Origin of the sequence: Bartonella sp. MR63HLJHH (assembly GCF_042194155.1) — a bacterium.
GTDB lineage: Bacteria > Pseudomonadota > Alphaproteobacteria > Rhizobiales > Rhizobiaceae > Bartonella > Bartonella grahamii.
The window spans coordinates 137,792-156,197 of sequence record NZ_JBHIMN010000003.1 but is presented as its reverse complement, the minus strand read 5'-3'; the positions used below and the strand labels follow the sequence as shown (position 1 = coordinate 156,197).

10 protein-coding genes are annotated in these 18,406 nt (G+C 38.1%); 3 read left to right on the top strand and 7 right to left on the bottom strand.

The window, feature by feature from the left end; genetic code table 11:
* Nucleotides 1–628 precede the first annotated feature (628 nt).
* Nucleotides 629–2,023 carry a TrkH family potassium uptake protein gene (locus ACFIKQ_RS03200; RefSeq protein WP_375655905.1) on the bottom strand — a complete coding sequence of 465 codons (1,395 nt, stop codon included), beginning with the start codon at nucleotides 2,021–2,023 and terminating at the stop codon, nucleotides 629–631.
* Between the two features lie 312 nt (nucleotides 2,024–2,335).
* Between ACFIKQ_RS03200 and trxB the strand changes: the two genes are divergently transcribed.
* Nucleotides 2,336–3,292 (top strand): thioredoxin-disulfide reductase, encoded by a 957-nt coding sequence (gene trxB / locus ACFIKQ_RS03195; protein WP_375644873.1) that lies wholly within the window; start codon nucleotides 2,336–2,338, stop codon nucleotides 3,290–3,292.
* 42 nt (nucleotides 3,293–3,334) lie between these two features.
* Nucleotides 3,335–4,240 (top strand): LysR family transcriptional regulator, encoded by a 906-nt coding sequence (locus tag ACFIKQ_RS03190; RefSeq protein ID WP_012754906.1) that lies wholly within the window; start codon nucleotides 3,335–3,337, stop codon nucleotides 4,238–4,240.
* 1,145 nt (nucleotides 4,241–5,385) lie between these two features.
* Here the strand turns inward: ACFIKQ_RS03190 and ACFIKQ_RS03185 are convergent.
* The 3 genes from ACFIKQ_RS03185 to carB form a co-directional block, all read right to left on the bottom strand.
* Nucleotides 5,386–6,588 (bottom strand): pyridoxal phosphate-dependent aminotransferase, encoded by a 1,203-nt coding sequence (locus tag ACFIKQ_RS03185; protein WP_375655903.1) that lies wholly within the window; start codon nucleotides 6,586–6,588, stop codon nucleotides 5,386–5,388.
* Nucleotides 6,589–6,908: 320 nt separating this feature from the next.
* Complete coding sequence (locus ACFIKQ_RS03180) at nucleotides 6,909–7,118, bottom strand: cold-shock protein (protein ID WP_012754908.1); 210 nt, start codon at nucleotides 7,116–7,118, stop codon at nucleotides 6,909–6,911.
* Nucleotides 7,119–7,362: 244 nt separating this feature from the next.
* Nucleotides 7,363–10,848, bottom strand: coding sequence for a carbamoyl-phosphate synthase large subunit (gene carB, locus ACFIKQ_RS03175; protein WP_375655901.1), 3,486 nt, complete (start codon nucleotides 10,846–10,848; stop codon nucleotides 7,363–7,365).
* A gap of 818 nt (nucleotides 10,849–11,666) precedes the next feature.
* Between carB and ACFIKQ_RS03170 the strand changes: the two genes are divergently transcribed.
* On the top strand, nucleotides 11,667–12,191 hold the full coding sequence (locus ACFIKQ_RS03170) for a methylated-DNA--[protein]-cysteine S-methyltransferase (protein WP_273788414.1): 525 nt from the start codon (nucleotides 11,667–11,669) through the stop codon (nucleotides 12,189–12,191).
* Here ACFIKQ_RS03170 and ACFIKQ_RS03165 read toward each other — a convergent pair.
* From ACFIKQ_RS03165 to ACFIKQ_RS03155, 3 genes are all read right to left on the bottom strand, one after another.
* Nucleotides 12,188–14,509 (bottom strand): ATP-binding protein, encoded by a 2,322-nt coding sequence (locus ACFIKQ_RS03165; RefSeq protein ID WP_375655899.1) that lies wholly within the window; start codon nucleotides 14,507–14,509, stop codon nucleotides 12,188–12,190. The genes ACFIKQ_RS03170 and ACFIKQ_RS03165 overlap by 4 nt on opposite strands.
* Nucleotides 14,510–14,794: 285 nt before the next feature.
* Nucleotides 14,795–17,422 (bottom strand): aminopeptidase N, encoded by a 2,628-nt coding sequence (gene pepN, locus ACFIKQ_RS03160; RefSeq protein ID WP_375655897.1) that lies wholly within the window; start codon nucleotides 17,420–17,422, stop codon nucleotides 14,795–14,797.
* A gap of 69 nt (nucleotides 17,423–17,491) precedes the next feature.
* Nucleotides 17,492–18,322, bottom strand: a complete 831-nt coding sequence (locus tag ACFIKQ_RS03155) for a uracil-DNA glycosylase family protein (protein WP_375635701.1) — start codon at nucleotides 18,320–18,322, stop codon at nucleotides 17,492–17,494.
* Between the last annotated feature and the right edge of the window lie 84 nt (nucleotides 18,323–18,406).

Here is an 18,406-nt window from a genome sequence, read left to right as displayed (position 1 = left end):
GGAGAGAGGAAAATTATTTTTATTCAGTGATATTTTAGAATAAGAAAATAATGCTTTAACTCAAGTTTAGATATACGGTGTCGTACTGATATTGTTCGTTTTGGAAGACTTAAATAGATAGAAAAAACGTTTTCTTGTCTTTAAAAAGATATTTATGGTGTCTCCATGGGTAAAATAGTCGTACATATTTTCAATAAATTCATAATAAGATGGATCTAAGATCAATATATATATGATTTCTATAGATAATTTACCTTTTTAATTTGAATAAGAGCTATCCTCTTGCACATCACAATTGGAAGAAAGCATGTGGTGGATAAAAACTATTGAAGACAGGGTATAAAGAAATTTCTTATAAATTGTCTGAAATGCAGGCTGTTACGACATTAACAGAAAGAAAATAGTATGGTGGTACTAATTTATATCTTATTTTGTGGTACCGACTTGCACCTTATTATTATTTAAGTAAAAATGATGGTGCCTATTTTATATCGTTGATATGATGATTTGTATGAAATTTTAGGAAATCTTCAGTGGATTGAGTGAGGGGTGAATATTATGACTCATACTGTTCACGCTTTTTTATCTTGTAAATTTTTTATCATGGTAGAATAAAATGCTCTATGCATTAGAATTGTTCACGCCAGAAAGCGGGAATAAAAAGGACGAATATTGTTATGATTTCAAGGCGTCCAGCTAACATTAGAAAACTTAAAATCCATAAAGCATTATCGTTGATTGTAGAGAAATTACCAGCGGGGCCAATAATATCTCCAAAGCCTGGACCAACATTTGAAAGTGCGGTTAAGACACCGGTAAAGGCAGAGGTAAAGTCAAGACCGGTTGTAAGCAAAAGTGCAGTGCCGATAACAAGGCAAAACATATAAAGACAGACAAAAAACAAAACGGCTTGAGCAACATCGTTTGATATATTTGAGTGATCGTAGCGCGCCTTTACAACGACATTAGGAGAAAGAAGTTTTTCTATATTTGTTTGTGTAATACGCCAAAGAATAATGAGGCGATTGATTTTCATGCCACCAGAAGTAGAACCAGCACATCCGCCTGTAAAAGAAACAATGAAGAAAATTCCAAGCGCAAATGGTCCCCAAAGTTGATAATCTTCAGCGCTGTAACCTGTGGTGCTAATAATGGATGAAAGGTGAAAAATGACATCAAGGAAAATTAAGTGGAATGCGCGATGATCATAAAACCGTAGCCATGCCGCTAAAGCAAAGCTGAAAAGGAGAACGATATGGAGAAAAACAATCACTTGTGGGTCAAGGAAGCGTTTGGAGTGTCCAGGAAGGACTAATTTAACATAAAGTACGAAGGGCAAAGCAGAAAGCAACATGAAGATTGTTGAAATAATTAAGATGGCTGGTTTATCTAAAAAATAACCAAAAGAAGCATCATGCGTTGAAAAACCAGCTGTTGCGACTGTACTCATTGCATGGTTAATGGCATCAAATAAATTCATGCCTGCAGCAAAATAAGAAAGCATACAAGCCAATGTGAGACCAACATAAGCGATGATAATTCCGTTAGCAATTTGGTTGATGCGAGGCAATATTTTTTCAGATTTATCAGATGATTCCATATGAAAAAGTCGTACGCCACCCACACGCAGTGAAGGCAAAAGTAAGAGGGCTAAACCGATAAAACCAATGCCCCCAATCCAGCATATAAGAGAACGCCATAACAAAATACTTCGCGATAAATTATCAAGATCAGAAAGGACTGTGGAACCTGTTGTTGTAATTCCAGAAACAGATTCAAAAATGGCTCCTGCTAGAGAAATGGGAAGAGGAGAAAGATAAAGAGGTAAGGCACCTACGATGCTTCCTGTTAGCCAAAGACAAACAGTGAGCATAAAGCCAAGCCGTGCTGAAAAACGACAAGTAGCTCCCTTAGTTGCTAAAAGAATCAGCGTTGCTAACATGGTGGTTATGGCACAAGAATAGAGAAAGGTTATCCAATTACGATTGTTGTCGTGCAGATCCACAAAAATTGGCAAAAGCATTGCTCCTGCCATGATTAACGCAAAACGTGCACAGACATTGATAATAAACTGAAAAATGACCGTTCCCTATCTTTGTATCTCTTTTTATTATGGTTTTGTGCTCATAAGAATTTACGTTTTTCTCTTTATAGGATAAAGATTAATTCTTAACATTAGGATGCCTTGATGAAATTGGTAATCAGACCTTTTCATAAAACTTGAAAATGAAGTACATATAACATAATTGGAGTTCTTGAAAAATATTTTTTTAAAAGGCTGCATTCCGTTATCATTTATAGAATAATTAAGTTATAATAAAGTGAAGGGGATTTAATGGTACAATCGCATATTCGTCTGCTGATTATTGGCTCAGGTCCAGCTGGTTATACAGCGGCGATCTATGCAGCAAGAGCAATGCTTAAGCCGGTTTTGGTGACGGGCTTGCAGCAGGGTGGACAATTGACAATTACAACTGATGTTGAGAATTATCCAGGTTTTGCAGATCCCATTCAAGGACCGTGGTTGATGGAACAAATGGCGAAACAAGCTGAGAATATGGGGACAAAAATTGTCTATGATACAATTATAAAGGCTGATTTGTTGAAGTATCCTTTTGTCTTATATGGGGATTCAGGAACACAATATTCTTGTGATGCACTGATTATTGCAACAGGAGCTCAAGCGCGCTGGCTTGGTTTAGAAAGTGAACAAACCTTTATGGGCGGTGGTGTGTCCGCTTGTGCTACATGTGATGGCTTTTTTTACCGTAATAAGGACGTTATTGTCGTGGGAGGAGGAAATACCGCTGTTGAAGAAGCACTTTATTTATCGCATTTGGCTAAAAGTGTAAGCGTGGTTCATCGCCGAGATCATTTTCGGGCAGAAAAAATTTTGCAAGATAGGTTGCTTGCTTGCAAGAACGTACGTATCATTTGGGATCATGTGGTGGAAGAAATTGTGGGGCTGCCAGCACAGGGGCCAGTGGGCGCTGTTGTAACAGGGGCACGTCTGAAAAATGTTAAGACAGGTCACGAGATGACAGTGAATGCAGAGGGAATATTTATTGCTATTGGGCATGATCCTGCTGTTTCTCTGTTTGAAGGACAGCTGAAACAAAAACGAGGCGGCTATTTATGGACAGCACCGGACTCAACAGCAACAAGCATTGCTGGTGTTTTTGCTGCTGGGGATGTAACAGATGAAATATTCCGCCAAGCTGTAACAGCTGCGGGAAGAGGATGTATGGCTGCGTTGGAAGCAGAACGGTTTCTGGATATATCTAAGCGTTAGTAACTTATTGAGAACATAAAGAATCTAGAGGTAGAATTAATTGTGGCGCCACCGTTGGATTGGGATAAGTTAAGGGTTTTTCACGCTGCAGCAGAAGCGGGATCTTTTACGCATGCTGCTCAAAAGCTTCATTTATCTCAGTCAGCAGTTTCACGACAGGTTTCGGCTTTAGAACAAGAGGTTGGGGTATCCTTATTTCAACGTCATGCGCGTGGTTTGATTCTTACAGAACAGGGAGAAACTCTTTATCGTACAGCTCATGATGTTTTGATGAAGCTTGAAAGTGTACGTTTGCAATTAAGTGAAAGCTATGCAAAACCAACGGGGCACTTGCGTGTGACCTCGACCTTTGGAATGGGGGCAGGGTGGATTGCGGAGCGTATGCCAGAATTTCTTAGTCTTTATCCTGATATGCAGGTTCAGCTTTTGCTTTCCGATGAAGAGCTTGATTTGACAATGTGTCATGCGGATTGTGCTGTTCGCTTACATCAACCCCAACAACCTGATCTTATACAAAGAAAACTCTTTACAATTCATATGCATGTTTATGCTTCGGAAAAGTATATTGCAAATTATGGAAAGCCGGAAAAATTGTCTGATCTTGATGAACATCGTATTATTTCGTTCGGTGAACCTGTCCCACCTTATTTGTCTGGTTTAAATTGGTTGGAAAAGGCTGGTAGAAGTGATGGATCATTGCGCGTTTCAGTTCTACAAATCAACAATATCATCTCAATAAAGAATGCGCTTATGCGTGATCTTGGGATTGCTGTGCTGCCTGATTATATCGTCAATAATGATGAGCATTTGGTGCGTCTTTTTCCTGATATGGTTGATATTCCTTCTTTTGATACTTTTTTTTGTTATCCTTATAATTTAAAGAATTTGGCAAGGTTAAATGCTTTTCGAGATTATATTTTTTTAAAAGCCCGTCAGTGGTCTTTTTAATGTTAATACCTTAATTTATAAGGAATAATTAACTTTTTTACAATTTGAGATTCCCCTAATATTCTTTCGTTTTAAATTTGCTCATATTGAATCAATTAAAACTATTCGTTGCACATTAAAAGTGGATGGAGTCCGTGTGGAAAAATACTTTTGAAAAAAGGGATAAACGTTTTTTATGAATGCTAGCAAATGTGAGGGGTATTATATATTGAAAACTGGATAATCGTGTGATGGTGTAGCTTACATTTTTATATTTAATTAAAAAGAGTGGTACATGATGGAGACAAATTTAAAGCTATGTGTTTATTGCATAGCAGATGCGCTTAAGTCTTTATTGTACTTTTTCTTATAAAATGACATAGAATACTATCTCTTGATTATGTTGCCTCCCAGTGCATTTTCTTGAGTGTTCCCTTACGAAGATCTATCAGATTGATTTTATCTCTGAGGATTTTCCAAATTTGCCGGACGTATGTCCGGCTTTTTTTTATTTTTGAAAGAGCTCCTAGAAATTGCAATATATGGGAGGATGATAAGGAAAAAATTTCGAAACTTGTGGATATCCAACAATTTTTTAAGAATACTAAAATTCAATAAGGAGTTTGAGAGAGATTTATTCTGTTGTAGCATAAAAGTCTGTCTTTTAGGGGCGTGATATAAAATATTTAAAACTTTATACATTGAGGTGCTTTTTATTAGAGTGAGAGGTGAATATTTAAGGCAGGTCTTGTTCATAAAGCCTATGAAGTAAATCAAGTCGTTATTAGATAGAACTTAAAGGAAACTGGATTGTTTACATAACGACGGGAGGAGGCTTCTTCTTCATTTTAGGACGAAGAAGAAGCCGAGAAATAGAAAAGATTTGATTATAAGGGCAATTGTGTTTAAAAGTGCTCGATCTTTTTTAGAGTTATAAATTGAATAGAGAAAGCAGAATAGTTTTTTCATCTCTCATGATAATAAACCGATTCATTTATTTGATCGCTAGATTTTTTTGCTCTTTATCTACAGCCTCTATTGTTGTGTTTATTCATGGATATTTTTACTGAATCGATTGATTCAGACCATGATACAATTTCCGATATTTTCTCGGATATACTGACATTCGGCAAAAAAAACGATCACAAGAGATGATATTAAAAATTTTAAATTAAACTGTTGCAAAAGCGCTGTATACGTATACAAGCTTCTTCAAGTAATTCTTCTGATGTTGCATAAGAAATACGAAAAGCTGATCCAAGTCCAAAAGCAGATCCTTGGACGACAGCAACAGCTTCTGTTTCTAGAAGCGCTATGGCAAAGTCTTCATCATTCGTAATACATTGACCGTTGGGTGTTTTCTTTCCAATAAGTCCTGTGCAAGAGGGATAAACATAAAAAGCACCTTCGGGCGTTGGACAGTGAATGCCAGGAGCTTGGTTTAGCATGGAAACAACGAAATCACGGCGTGCTTGAAAAATACTTTTATTTTTAGCGATAAAGCTTTGTGGCCCATTGAGTGCTTCAACAGCAGCCCATTGTGAAATGACACTTGTTCCAGATGTTTGCTGACCTTGAATGGTATCCATAGCTTTAATTAATTCTTGTGGTCCCCCTGCATAGCCGATTCTCCATCCCGTCATCGCATAGGCTTTGGAAACACCATTCATTGTGAGTGTACGCTCATAAAGCGCTGGTTCTACTTGAGCTGGAGTAACAAAGGTAAAACCCTCATATGTGAGATGTTCATATATATCATCGGAAAGAATATAAACATGAGGATATTTTACTAAAACATCTGTGAGTTTTTTCAATTCATTATGTGTATAAGCGGCACCTGATGGATTTGAAGGAGAGTTAAAGATGAACCATTTAGTTTTGGGGGTAATGGCAGCTTCTAGCTCTTGTGGTTGGAGTTTATAAGAAAATTCGGCTTTTGTTTCTAAAAAAACAGGCGTACCATCGTTGAGTGCAACCATTTCTGGATAACTTACCCAATAAGGAGATGGAATGATAACTTCATCCCCTTTATTTAAAGTTGCCATCAAAGCATTAAAGAGAATCTGTTTACCGCCGGTTCCAACAATAATTTGCTCTGGTTCATAATTGAGATTATTTTCTCTTTTAAACTTTGCAGCAATTGCTTGGCGCAATTCTGGAATTCCAGATATGGGAGGGTATTTTGTTTCTCCTCTTCGAATAGCTTCAATAGCTGCGTTTTTGATGTTGTCTGGGGTATCAAAGTCTGGCTCTCCAGCGCTTAAAGCAATAACGTTGCGCCCTAATGTTTTTAAATGACGGGCTTTTTGGGAAGCAGCAATTGTTGCAGAAGGTTTGATACGAGACAGTTTGTCGGCAATAAAAGCCATAATTTTAAATCCTTATATTATATCAACAAATGGTTATTGCTTTAAGGATATTCTATAAGAGATTATATTGTATGCAATAAAAAACTTCCAAAATACTCTTACACGGGCTTTACATTCTTCTTTTTTGAGATTTTTACAAGATAATCTATTCTTAGATTTTATGAAAGTTTTAGAGGAAGTATAAGGGGGGTGATAAATTGTGCAAAGGAGATAAGCAGTCTTTTATTTTAACAAGGTAAAATGATGCTTTATACAAAATAAAAAAAATCTTCGTCGTTACAGACGAAGATTTTTAAATAAAATATTGCAGAATTTAAACCTTAAAGAGCTGCAAGGTTGCCAGCGGCAAATTTTCCTGAACGACGATCTTGAAGAACATCATAAGAAATTTTTTGCCCTTCATTAAGACTGTTTAGACCAGAACGCTCAACAGCAGAAATGTGCACAAATACATCTGCACTACCATCACTAGGCTGAATGAATCCGAAGCCTTTTGTTGTATTAAACCACTTAACTGTTCCTGTAGACATAGGAAACTCCTTAGAATATATAATTATATTGAGTATTGAAGCTTTCATTCCTTCAATACGGTTGTAGATCGAAATTAGGTGGGAGAAGTTTCGTCAAAAGTGCAGATCGCACAGGAAAGAAAGTCACGTAACCGAAAATTCGATGAAACCTCTATAAAAGTCTTTAGAACAAAAAGCAAGTCTTAATCAATTTTTATATAAAAAAAATAAGAAAGCAGTGTACCTTTTGCTGAGTAGAAAAAATTTAACTGAAATAACTTTGTAGTGAACGTACTTCAAGGCGCCTTTTTTTGAGTGCTTTGATCGCTTCTACGACGGCTTCGGCCCCAGCTATTGTTGTATAATAGGGAACATTTTGCATGAGTGCTGCATAACGTAATGATTTTGAGTCTGAGATGGCACTGGCAGTGCTAGTTGTATTAAAAATCAATTGAATTTGGCGATTACGAATAGCATCTTCAATATGAGGATGCCCTTCTAGGACTTTGTTAATTTTTGTTGCTTCAACGTGGTGTTCGGTAAGAAATTTATGTGTTCCACTTGTGGCGACAACAGAAAAGCCAAGTTCAGTTAAACGTTTTACAGGATTTAAGATGCGTTTTTTATCTTCATCTCTTACAGAAACGAACAAAGTTCCCTCTTTAGGGAGTTTTACACCAGCTCCAAGTTGTGCTTTAGCAAAAGCAAGCGAAAATTCATAGTCAAGTCCCATAACTTCACCGGTTGAGCGCATTTCTGGACCAAGAAGTGTATCAACACCTGAAAAACGAGCAAAAGGAAACACTGCTTCCTTGACGGCAATATGTTGTTTTTTCTGCAAGGAAGGTAATCCACCATAAGCTTGAAGAGCATCATGAAGTGTTTCTCCTGCCATAATACGTGCAGCCATTTTAGCAATAGGGCGACCAATCGTTTTTGCAACAAATGGGACAGTACGTGAAGCACGGGGATTGACTTCTAAGACATAAATGGTGTCATCTTTTATAGCATATTGTACATTCATTAAGCCGCGAACATGAAGTGCTTGTGCTAATGCTTTGGTTTGGCGCTCTAATTCAGTAACTATTTTATTTGAGAGCGTACGGACTGGTAAAGAACATGCTGAATCACCAGAGTGGATACCAGCTTCTTCAATGTGTTCCATAATACCAACAATCAGTGTTTCGTTGCCATCACATAGACAATCAACGTCTACTTCAATTGCTTCTGTTAAATAGGTATCAAAAAGAAGCGGATTTTTACCAAGCAATATATTGATTTGTCCTGTTGTGTCGTTAGGATAACGGACTTTGATATCTTCTGAAATTAATTCTGGGACACTCTCAAGTAAATAATTTTGTAAGCTACGTTCATCACGGATAATTTGCATAGCACGTCCTCCTAAAACATAAGAGGGACGTACAACCAATGGGAAGCCTAGTTCGTGGGCAATGAGGCGTGCTTGTTCGATGGAGTGAGCAATACCATTTTGAGGTTGTGTTAAGTTAAGTTTAAATAACAGTTTTTGAAAGCGATCTCTATCTTCTGCTAAGTCGATAGCGTCAGGTGAAGTACCCAAGATGGGAATGTTGTGTTTTTCTAGAGCGCTTGCCAATTTCAAGGGTGTTTGTCCGCCAAATTGGACGATGACTCCAACCAAATCTCCTTTTTCCTGTTCTGCTTCTAAAATAGCGATAACATCTTCTGTTGTTAAAGATTCAAAGTAAAGGCGATCAGAGGTATCATAGTCGGTTGAAACTGTTTCAGGATTACAGTTAATCATAATCGCTTCAAAGCCTGCATCACGCAGTGCAAAAGCAGCGTGGCAGCAACAGTAATCAAATTCAATACCTTGCCCAATGCGGTTTGGTCCACCGCCTAAAATAGCAATTTTTTTGCGTTCAGAAATGTGTGCTTCCGAGTGCTCTATACCTGCAAAGGGAACTTCATATGTTGAATACATATAGGCTGTAGGAGAAGAAAATTCAGCAGCACAAGTGTCAATCCGTTTGAAGACGTGTTTAACATTCAGTGATTTGCGTAAAGCTGCGATATCATCGGGTTCTTTTCCAGTAAGGGAGGCTAATCGCGCATCTGAAAATCCCATAGCTTTTAACATACGTAAGTTATCTGCGTCTTGGGGTAATCCATGAACGCGGATACGCTGCTCCATTTCAATGATGGAGGCTATTTGTTCTAAAAACCACGGATCAATTTTGCTAATTTGGTGAATCTCATCTAAGGGTAAGCCTGTGCGCATGGCTTGAGCAATATAGCGTAGACGATCAGGGCTTGGTATTGCAATGGCGGAGCGTATAGAACTTTTTTCATCACCTTCAGCATGCTCTGGAATAACAATTTCATCAAGACCCGTAAGTCCTGTTTCAAGTCCACGGAGTGCTTTTTGTAACGATTCTTGAAAAGTGCGTCCAATTGCCATGACTTCTCCTACAGATTTCATCGCAGTTGTGAGGACAGGTGATGAACCGGGAAATTTTTCGAAAGCAAAACGAGGAATTTTTGTCACAATATAGTCAATAGAAGGTTCAAATGATGCTGGTGTTGCACCACCCGTTATATCATTTTTTAATTCATCAAGAGTATAACCAACAGCCAGTTTAGCGGCTACTTTGGCAATGGGAAACCCCGTTGCTTTTGAGGCAAGCGCTGAAGAGCGAGAAACACGTGGATTCATTTCAATAACAATGAGGCGCCCATTTTCAGGATTGACAGCAAACTGTACATTGGATCCCCCCGTTTCAACACCAATTTCACGCAAAACAGCAATCGAAGCATTACGCATACATTGATATTCTTTATCTGTTAAGGTGAGAGCAGGCGCTACAGTGATCGAATCACCGGTATGAATCCCCATTGGATCAATGTTTTCAATAGAACAAACAATGATACAGTTGTCGTTCTTATCACGAACAACTTCCATCTCATATTCTTTCCACCCTAAAACACTTTCTTCAATTAAAACTTCAGTTGTAGGCGAAGCTTCAAGACCGCGTTCGATAATTTCATAAAATTCAGAACGATTGTAAGCGATTCCACCACCGGTTCCACCAAGGGTAAATGAAGGACGAATAATAGCTGGAAGTCCAACAACATCAAGAGCTTGAACTGCTTTTGCTGTTGCATGGGCGATATAATGTTGTTTGCGATCAGTTTCGGTATGTCGCCAGTTGCGCTCAAGTTCTTCGAGTGCTTTGTCAAGTGCAGCACCAGAAAGTTTTGCTTTAAGTTCAGCACGCGTTTTTGCGTGCTGTCGGCGATTTTCTTCTTTTAGTTCTGTTGCATTGGCTAACATAGAGCGTGGCGTTTCCAAACCGATTTTTGCCATCGCTTGGCGGAATAAAGCACGATCTTCAGCTTTATCAATAGCATCAGCATTGGCCCCTATCATTTCAACATGATAGCGGTCTAAAATACCCATACGCTTTAATGATAAAGCAGTGTTGAGGGCTGTTTGTCCTCCCATAGTGGGCAAAAGGGCATCGGGACGTTCGTGGGCAATAATTTTGGCAACTATTTCAGGAGTAATGGGCTCTATATAAGTTGCATCAGCTAGATCTGGATCTGTCATAATCGTGGCAGGATTAGAATTTACCAAAATAATTCGATAACCTTCTTCTTTTAATGCTTTACAGGCTTGTGTGCCTGAATAATCAAATTCACATGCCTGACCAATGATAATAGGTCCTGCTCCGATGATAAGAATAGATTTTATATCTGTGCGTTTGGGCATGGCTTTTTCCTATGACAAATATCTGTGCGCGATTGTTGCGGGTAAAATATTTCAGTTCTGAGGCTACAGTCATTTTATAAGTTAAGTGACAAAGAAAGTAAGCACTAAAATACCTTTTCCATGCTTTTTTTCATAAAATTGAAGATAAATTTCTTTTTTGAGCTGAGTCATCTCGTAAGTATATCAAAAGTATGATCTTTGATAAAAAAATAATAGTAGTACTCCAACAAATTAGAATATTTAAGCATACTGTGGAGAATAAAAGCCGGAACATCTTTTCAGTCCATTGCCGGCACATTTTGTGTTTTATGACGTTGTTTTCCTAAAGAGAGGGCGCGCACTTTTTCTGTTGCTTGTAAAACATAAGCCACTATTGATGGTTCGATGGGATTTCGTAAAATAAAATGGGAAGTTTATCTTGTTATTCCGTAAAATACTGCCGTTTAGAGCTGTGATATAAGGTATGAAAATTTACCACATTAAGGTGTTTTTTGTTAGAGTATATGATAGAATTCAGGGCGGGATTTGTTTTTAGAGAGCTTGTGAAATAAACCATATGAAATGGTCTTAGTTGGAATCTGTTAGATAAAAAGCAAGATTGTTGATAGATCTGTTCTGGTCGAATTTTCCGTTTTAGGGTAGGAAGAAAGTCAATTGATGTATATTTCCATTTCATAAAAGGGTGAGAGTGTATTTTAATACAATGGCTAAGGAGATAATTTCAGAATGATTTTGTTTGCTGTTAAAAGATAGTGAATACTCTCTCTTTACTTTATGGATGATGTTCAAAAATATTTAAAAATATAAAGAAGGCTAAAATGCTGAACATTTCCCAAACGAGAATATTCTGTCTGAAAGATGTATCAATAGGAAAGCTTTTGGTGGCTAGGTCTCAAAAAGGGATTTGTTATATAGCGTTAGGAGATACTATAGAACAATTATTACAGGAGTTTACGATACGATTTGGCAATGCACAACAAGTTGTAGGTGACAATACATTTAAGAGAGAAGTTGCTCATATTATAGCTATGATAGAAACACCTAAGTTGGTCAAAAAATATAATTTTCCCTTAGATATAAATGGTACAGTTTTTCAACGACAAGTATGGGCAGTATTATGTGATATACCATGTGGTGAAACAATTTCATATGAAGTCTTAGCATGCCGTATTGGTATACCGAACGCTTTTCGTGCCGTTGCTAATGCGTGTGCACGTAACGAATTGGCTGTTATCATTCCGTGTCATCGTGTTGTGCGTAAAAATGGTTTTATTTCAGGGTATCGTTGGGGATCCAAACGGAAACAGATTTTGCTACAACGAGAACAAAATGGAGGAATTTAATTTTGTGTGATGGGCATTATAATCGTTACAGTTGTCCCTTTCATTTCTTTTGAGGTAATTTCAAGTTTTCCTTTGTGGAGTTCTAGCAAGGAGCGTGAAATGGCTAAGCCAAGACCTGAGCCCGTGTGAGATTTAGTAAGCTGATTTTCAACTTGTTCAAAAGGTTGCCCAAGTTTTTTAATTGCTGATTGGGGAATACCAACACCTGTATCTGTAATTTTAAAAATAAGGTTGTTTTTTTTCTTGAAAGCGCAAACATCAATATTTCCGCCAGAAGGCGTAAATTTAACGGCATTAGAGATGAGATTAAGGAAAATCTGTTTCATAGCACGACCATCAACTTCAGCATGAAGTTCTGGCGTAATGTTTGTTGTAACAACAATATTTTTTTCTTGAGCTTGAGGCGTTAGTGTCCGTACTGCTTCACTAATGATGGGCTCAAGATCGGTATTTTTACAATCAAGCGAAAATCTTCCAGCTTCAATTTTTGACATATCAAGGATGTCATTGATAAGGGTTAGAAGATGGGTTCCCGAATTGTAAATATCATGCATATATTCCTTATAGCGTTGTGAGCCAAGAGGTCCAAAAGTCGATTGCAACATGATATCTGAAAAGCCGAGAATAGCGTTAAGAGGAGTGCGCAATTCATGGGACATATTAGCCAAAAACTCTGATTTAGCTTTGTTAGCACTTTCAGCACGCTCTTTTTCTGCCTTGAGACTTTTATTAAGTTTTTCAACTTCTGAGGCACGTTGTTGAGCACTTCCTCGAGCACGTTTGAGTTCTTGAATAAAAGAAAAAAGACGCCTTTCACTGTCTTCAAATTTTTCCTGTTGTTGTTTAAGCTCAGAAATGTCAGTACCAATACAAACCAATCCTCCGTCTTGGGTTCGCCGTTCGTTAATTTTGAGCCAACAACCATCTGCCGTTTGGCGAATACTGGTTAAGTTACCAGTACCATCATCTTTAAGGGGATATTCACTGAGTGCAGGGCGTGCCATGGCTTCGACGGTTGCACGTTGGATACCGGATTGTAGAATTTGTTTAGGAATAGCAGCATATTCGCAAAATTTGCTGTTGGACATGACTAAACGTCCTTCTGAATCCCACAAGACGAAAGATTCTGAAATGTTTTCAATTGCATCACGGATACGAAGGTCGGCTTGCGCTGTTTGTTCAGCCAATTGTTGCTGTTCACTAATATCGAAGGAAATACCAACCAAATGGGGTTCTTCTTCTTCAGTAACTTCAGCACGAATGCGCATCCAGACATAATGGCCATCGGCATGACGCATGGGAACGTTAATATCGATATGCTTTTTTTTACCGCTCATTAATTCCTGAGCAAGATCAAAAAAATTCGCATCATTTGGATTGATAATGGCGCTAATTTGGGAAATTGATAGCAGTGCATCTTGAGGGACATAGCCCAGCATTTCATACATTGCTCGTGACCAGTAGACGCGTCCACTTGCCATATTCCAATCCCATAGTCCACAGCGTCCACGCATCATTGCCATATCAATACGGTTTTGAATTTTTTCTGAGACAAGATCCGTTTTGCGTGCTCGTACAATTTGGTTGTAATAAGCATAAAGAAGAGCGAGGATAACGCCACTAGTTCCAATGAACAGGGTTATATTTAACGAGAGAATTTTCCGCCATTCCATGGCGCTATCTTGCATTTTTTCGCTAATGAATACGCCATATTGCCCATTTTCTGTTTGCTGAAATGAAGCAAGAGCAGGGGCATCTTTTCCTATTGTGATTTTCATAATTCCAACGTGCTGTCCAAGAGATTGTAAAGCAATGCTGTCAGAGATAAAATCTTGCAAAGGTTTTCCTAAAGAAATCTCTGAACTGGATGAAGCTAAGACATTTCCTTTTTGATCAATAATGGCGATTAGAGTGCTAGGATTAATAAGATCTTGATTACGAAAAGTGGTGAGGATATTTTGCAAATGACTATGAGAAAGGGCAGAGACTTTTCCTTTCTGAGAAACAGCCAGTAAGTCATGATTAATTGTATTGGTAATATGAGAAGCTAAGAGAGTGATGGTAGAACGCGTGTTCTTATCAATCGTGTTACGCCAATCATAGAGTGATACAAAACGAATTGATGCAAGTACAATAAGAAATGCTAAAATGACAAACGGAAGTGAGCGACGCAACCAAGGTTCAATAAAGAGAAGCTTTTGATAGGCGGAGCCAGAAAGCAGATGAATACGTTTTTTCTGCGCTTTATGACTTGGAGCGCTCGATTTTGAATCAGCATATATCCCCCTTGGCGCATTATATGCGTCCAATTTAGCCATCTCTTGTTCCTTTAATTACAGAATAATGTGATTTAAAAACTGCTTCGATATTCATAGTAACCCCATCGAGTGCAATGAATCAAAACAGGAGTCTTCTGTCCAGTCTTTTTTTTTAAAAAAATAATTTTACTTCTATGAACTTGGAATATGAAAAGGAAAAGGCACTTTAAACATGATCTATAAACAGGCTTAGATTGCCTGTTTATAGATTTAATGATGATCGAATAGTCTGTAGAATTTATTTAAAAAATATTATAGAATATTGATTTAAAATAATTTTTCGTTTCAAGTGAGCAGACGGTTGATAATATCAGCGACATCGCTTGATAATTTTGGCGCAGCAGCAATTGTTTTTAATTCAGTTTCAAGTTTTTGTTGTCGAATGGGTTCTAATTGTCGCCAAGAGCGCATCGTCGTTAATAATCGTGAAGCGAGCTGTGGATTTTTTTTGTCAATTTCCAAAATGATTTGGCAAAGAAAATGATAAGATGCTCCATCCATCCTGTTAAAGCCCGTGAGATTGTTAGAGGCAAAGACACCGATTAGGGAACGCACACGATTGGGATTGTCTTTTGAAAATAGCGGGTGTTGCATGAGCTTTTGAACATTCTCGAGCGTTGATGCCCCTGCAACCATTGCTTGAATGGAGAACCATTTATCCATGACCAAAGGATCATGGTGATAGCGGTTTTCAAAATCATTTAAGGCATTTTGCGCCTGCTCACTTTCATTAAAACGCTTCACGAGAACAGCGATACTAGCCATACGGTCAGTCATATTATCAGCTGTTGCATATTGTGCGGCAGCACGATTTGGATTGGCCTCAGTAATGGAAAGATAATCCAGTATTATATTCTTTAATGCTCGCTTTCCAGCTTGTACAGTGTTTGATGAATAGGGCTCTTTGGTTTGCATTTGCCCATAAAATTTTGTGAAGAGCCCTTGATGTGTATGTGCGAGCGAAGCTAAAAACTGATTGCGCACATGATGAATACGCTCTGGGTGAATATTTTTACCAAGTGTATGGGCAAGTTCAACTTCGCTCGGTAAACTTAAACAAAATGCACGAAACTCAGGTTCAAGACTTTCATCTGTAATGATAGCTTCAATCAATTTTATCAAAGCAGAGGGCATCCCCTCTTTTGCTTTTGTTTCATCTTGAATGCTTTGAATCAAAGCTTGCGTCATTAAATGATTAAGAGATTGCCAGCGATTGATGTGATTGTCATCATGTTGTGCAAGAAAAATAAGTTCGCTTTCATTGAATGGAGTTTGTAGATTGATTGGCGCAGAGAAGTCTCTAAGCAGTGATAAAACAGGTTTTTCACGCAGACCCTTTAATGTAAACGTTTGGTTTTCCTTGGATAAAAGCATAACGTTTGATTGAATATCTGTATCCGCTTCATAGGTGAGGTTTTCTCCATTAGGTCCTAACAAGCCAAATAATATAGGGATAAGCATGGGCTTTTTTGTATTTTGTTGTGGGGTTGCCGGAATATGTTGCTTTGCATGAATTGTTAAAACACCATCGCTATAATGACTATCGATTTCTACATTTGGTGTTCCAGCTTGTTCATACCACAACATGAATTGGGAAAAGTCTTGACCAGATACTTCAGCAAAACAGGTGATAAAATCTTCAATTGTACAAGCTTGTCCATCATGACGTTGAAAATAAAGATCAGTACCTTTACGAAACAGAGAGGGTCCTAAAATAGTCCGTATCATGCGAACAACCTCAGCACCTTTTTCATAAACAGTTGTGGTGTAAAAATTGTTAATTTGGCTATATTGACGAGGACGTACAGGATGAGCGAGGGGACCAGCGTCTTCGGCAAATTGAGTAGCTTTTAATGTTTTTATATTTTCAATTCGCTGTAGGCTGCGTACATTTTGATCTGATGAAAATTCCTGATCACGATAAACAGTGAATCCTTCTTTTAAACAGAGTTGAAACCAATCGCGACAGGTAATACGATTACCGCTCCAATTATGGAAATATTCATGTGCAATGACACGTTCAACATTTCTATAATCTTGATCGGTTGCTGTTTCAGGATCTGCCAGAACATATTTATCATTAAAAACGTTAAGTCCCTTATTTTCCATTGCTCCCATGTTAAAGTCGGACACAGCAACAATATTGAAAACATCAAGATCATATTCGCGCCCAAAACATTGTTCATCCCAACGCATGGAACGTTTAAGAGCATCCATTGCATAGGTTGCGCGTTTGGTTTTTCCTTTTTCCACATAGATACCAAGCTCGATACGTCGTCCAGATACAGTTGTAAAATGATCTTCTAACTTATCAAGATCTCCACCTACTAAAGCAAAGAGATAAGATGGTTTGGGATAAGGATCTTCCCAAATGGCAAAATGGCGATTATTCTCTAAAGTTCCTGTTTCCACTAGATTACCATTTGAAAGCAAGATTGGGATTGTTTGGGAATCTGCTTCAATTTTCACTCTATAGGTAGAAAGAACATCTGGGCGGTCGTAAAAATAAGTAATACGACGAAAGCCTTCCGATTCGCATTGTGTGCAATAAACACCATTTGAAAGATAAAGGCCCATAAGTTGGCGGTTGCTTTCAGGATTCAGTTCCGTAACCAATTTCAATGTAAAAGGAGCCGCTGGTGGGTTTGTAATTTCTAAACGTGAAGGCGTCACTTTATAAGTGTTTGGGGCTAACGTCTCACCATTGATAGAAACGGAAATTAAAGTAAGATCATCACCAGAAAGAACAAGAGGTGTTAATTCTTTTGTATTGTGACGGGGTTCAATAGACAATATGGCTGTAACATAGGTTTTTGTTGGTGCCAATTGGAAGGAAAGTTGTGTTTTAGGGATAGCGTAAGGGGTTGGCTGGTAGTCTTCCAAACGATAAATAGATGTTGTTGGCTGTTCCATAGTTTTTCCCATTCGTATTTTAAGAGTTAAAGAAGGTGTTTAATTTTAGAGTCAAAGAAGATTACAGAATTACAAAAGGCTATCGAGGCGATTTTTTACTTCTAAGAAGTCTGTCCATGTAAGTTTTTTTTGACTAGGGGTTCGGAGAAGGTAGGCAGGGTGGAAAGTTGGCATAACAGGTATTTTTATATTATCCTCACTTTCATAAATATGCCATTTCCCTCGTGTTCGGATAATCCCATTTTGAGATCCCGTAAGAAACTGTGCAGCAATGCCTCCCAGTGCTATAAGTACACGAGGACGCGCTAAATAAATGTGCCGTTCAATAAAAGGGCGGCACAAGGCAACTTCTCTTGGTGTTGGTGTACGATTTCCTGGTGGACGCCAAGGAATAGTGTTGGCAATGTAAACATTATTTCTTGTTAAGCCAATTGATGCGAGGATTTTATTAAGCAACATCCCTGCTTTTCCCACAAAAGGAATTCCTTGTATATCCTCTTCTCGTCCTGGTGCTTCGCCTATAAGCATCAGGGGGCTTCCTGCTGTTCCATCTGAAAAGCAGGTATTTTTTGCTGTCAATTTTAGTGAACAGCCATTAAATGCGAGGAGCGCAGATTTTAATTCATCAAGTGTTTTTGCATTGTTTGCACTCTCTATAGCTGTGGGTTCATTTTGTATAGCCCCCCTAGAGTTATGCAGCGGACGATGATCTGATTTTACGGTGGGAGATGTTTGTTGATTATGAGAAATGTTCACGACAGATATTAATTTGCTCTCTGAACAAGCAGACTGCTTAAAACGATTAATAGGGAAATTTGTCAGAACAGCATCCGCACCACTTTCTTTATAAAAGTTTAAGAGTTCTTCATAGGAAATTGAGCACGGCGTTTGATTTAACATTTTATTTTTTCTAATGATCTAGCAACTATAGATCAAACAAAATTATCCTTCAAGTTTTATAAATGTATTCGCTAGCCATTAATG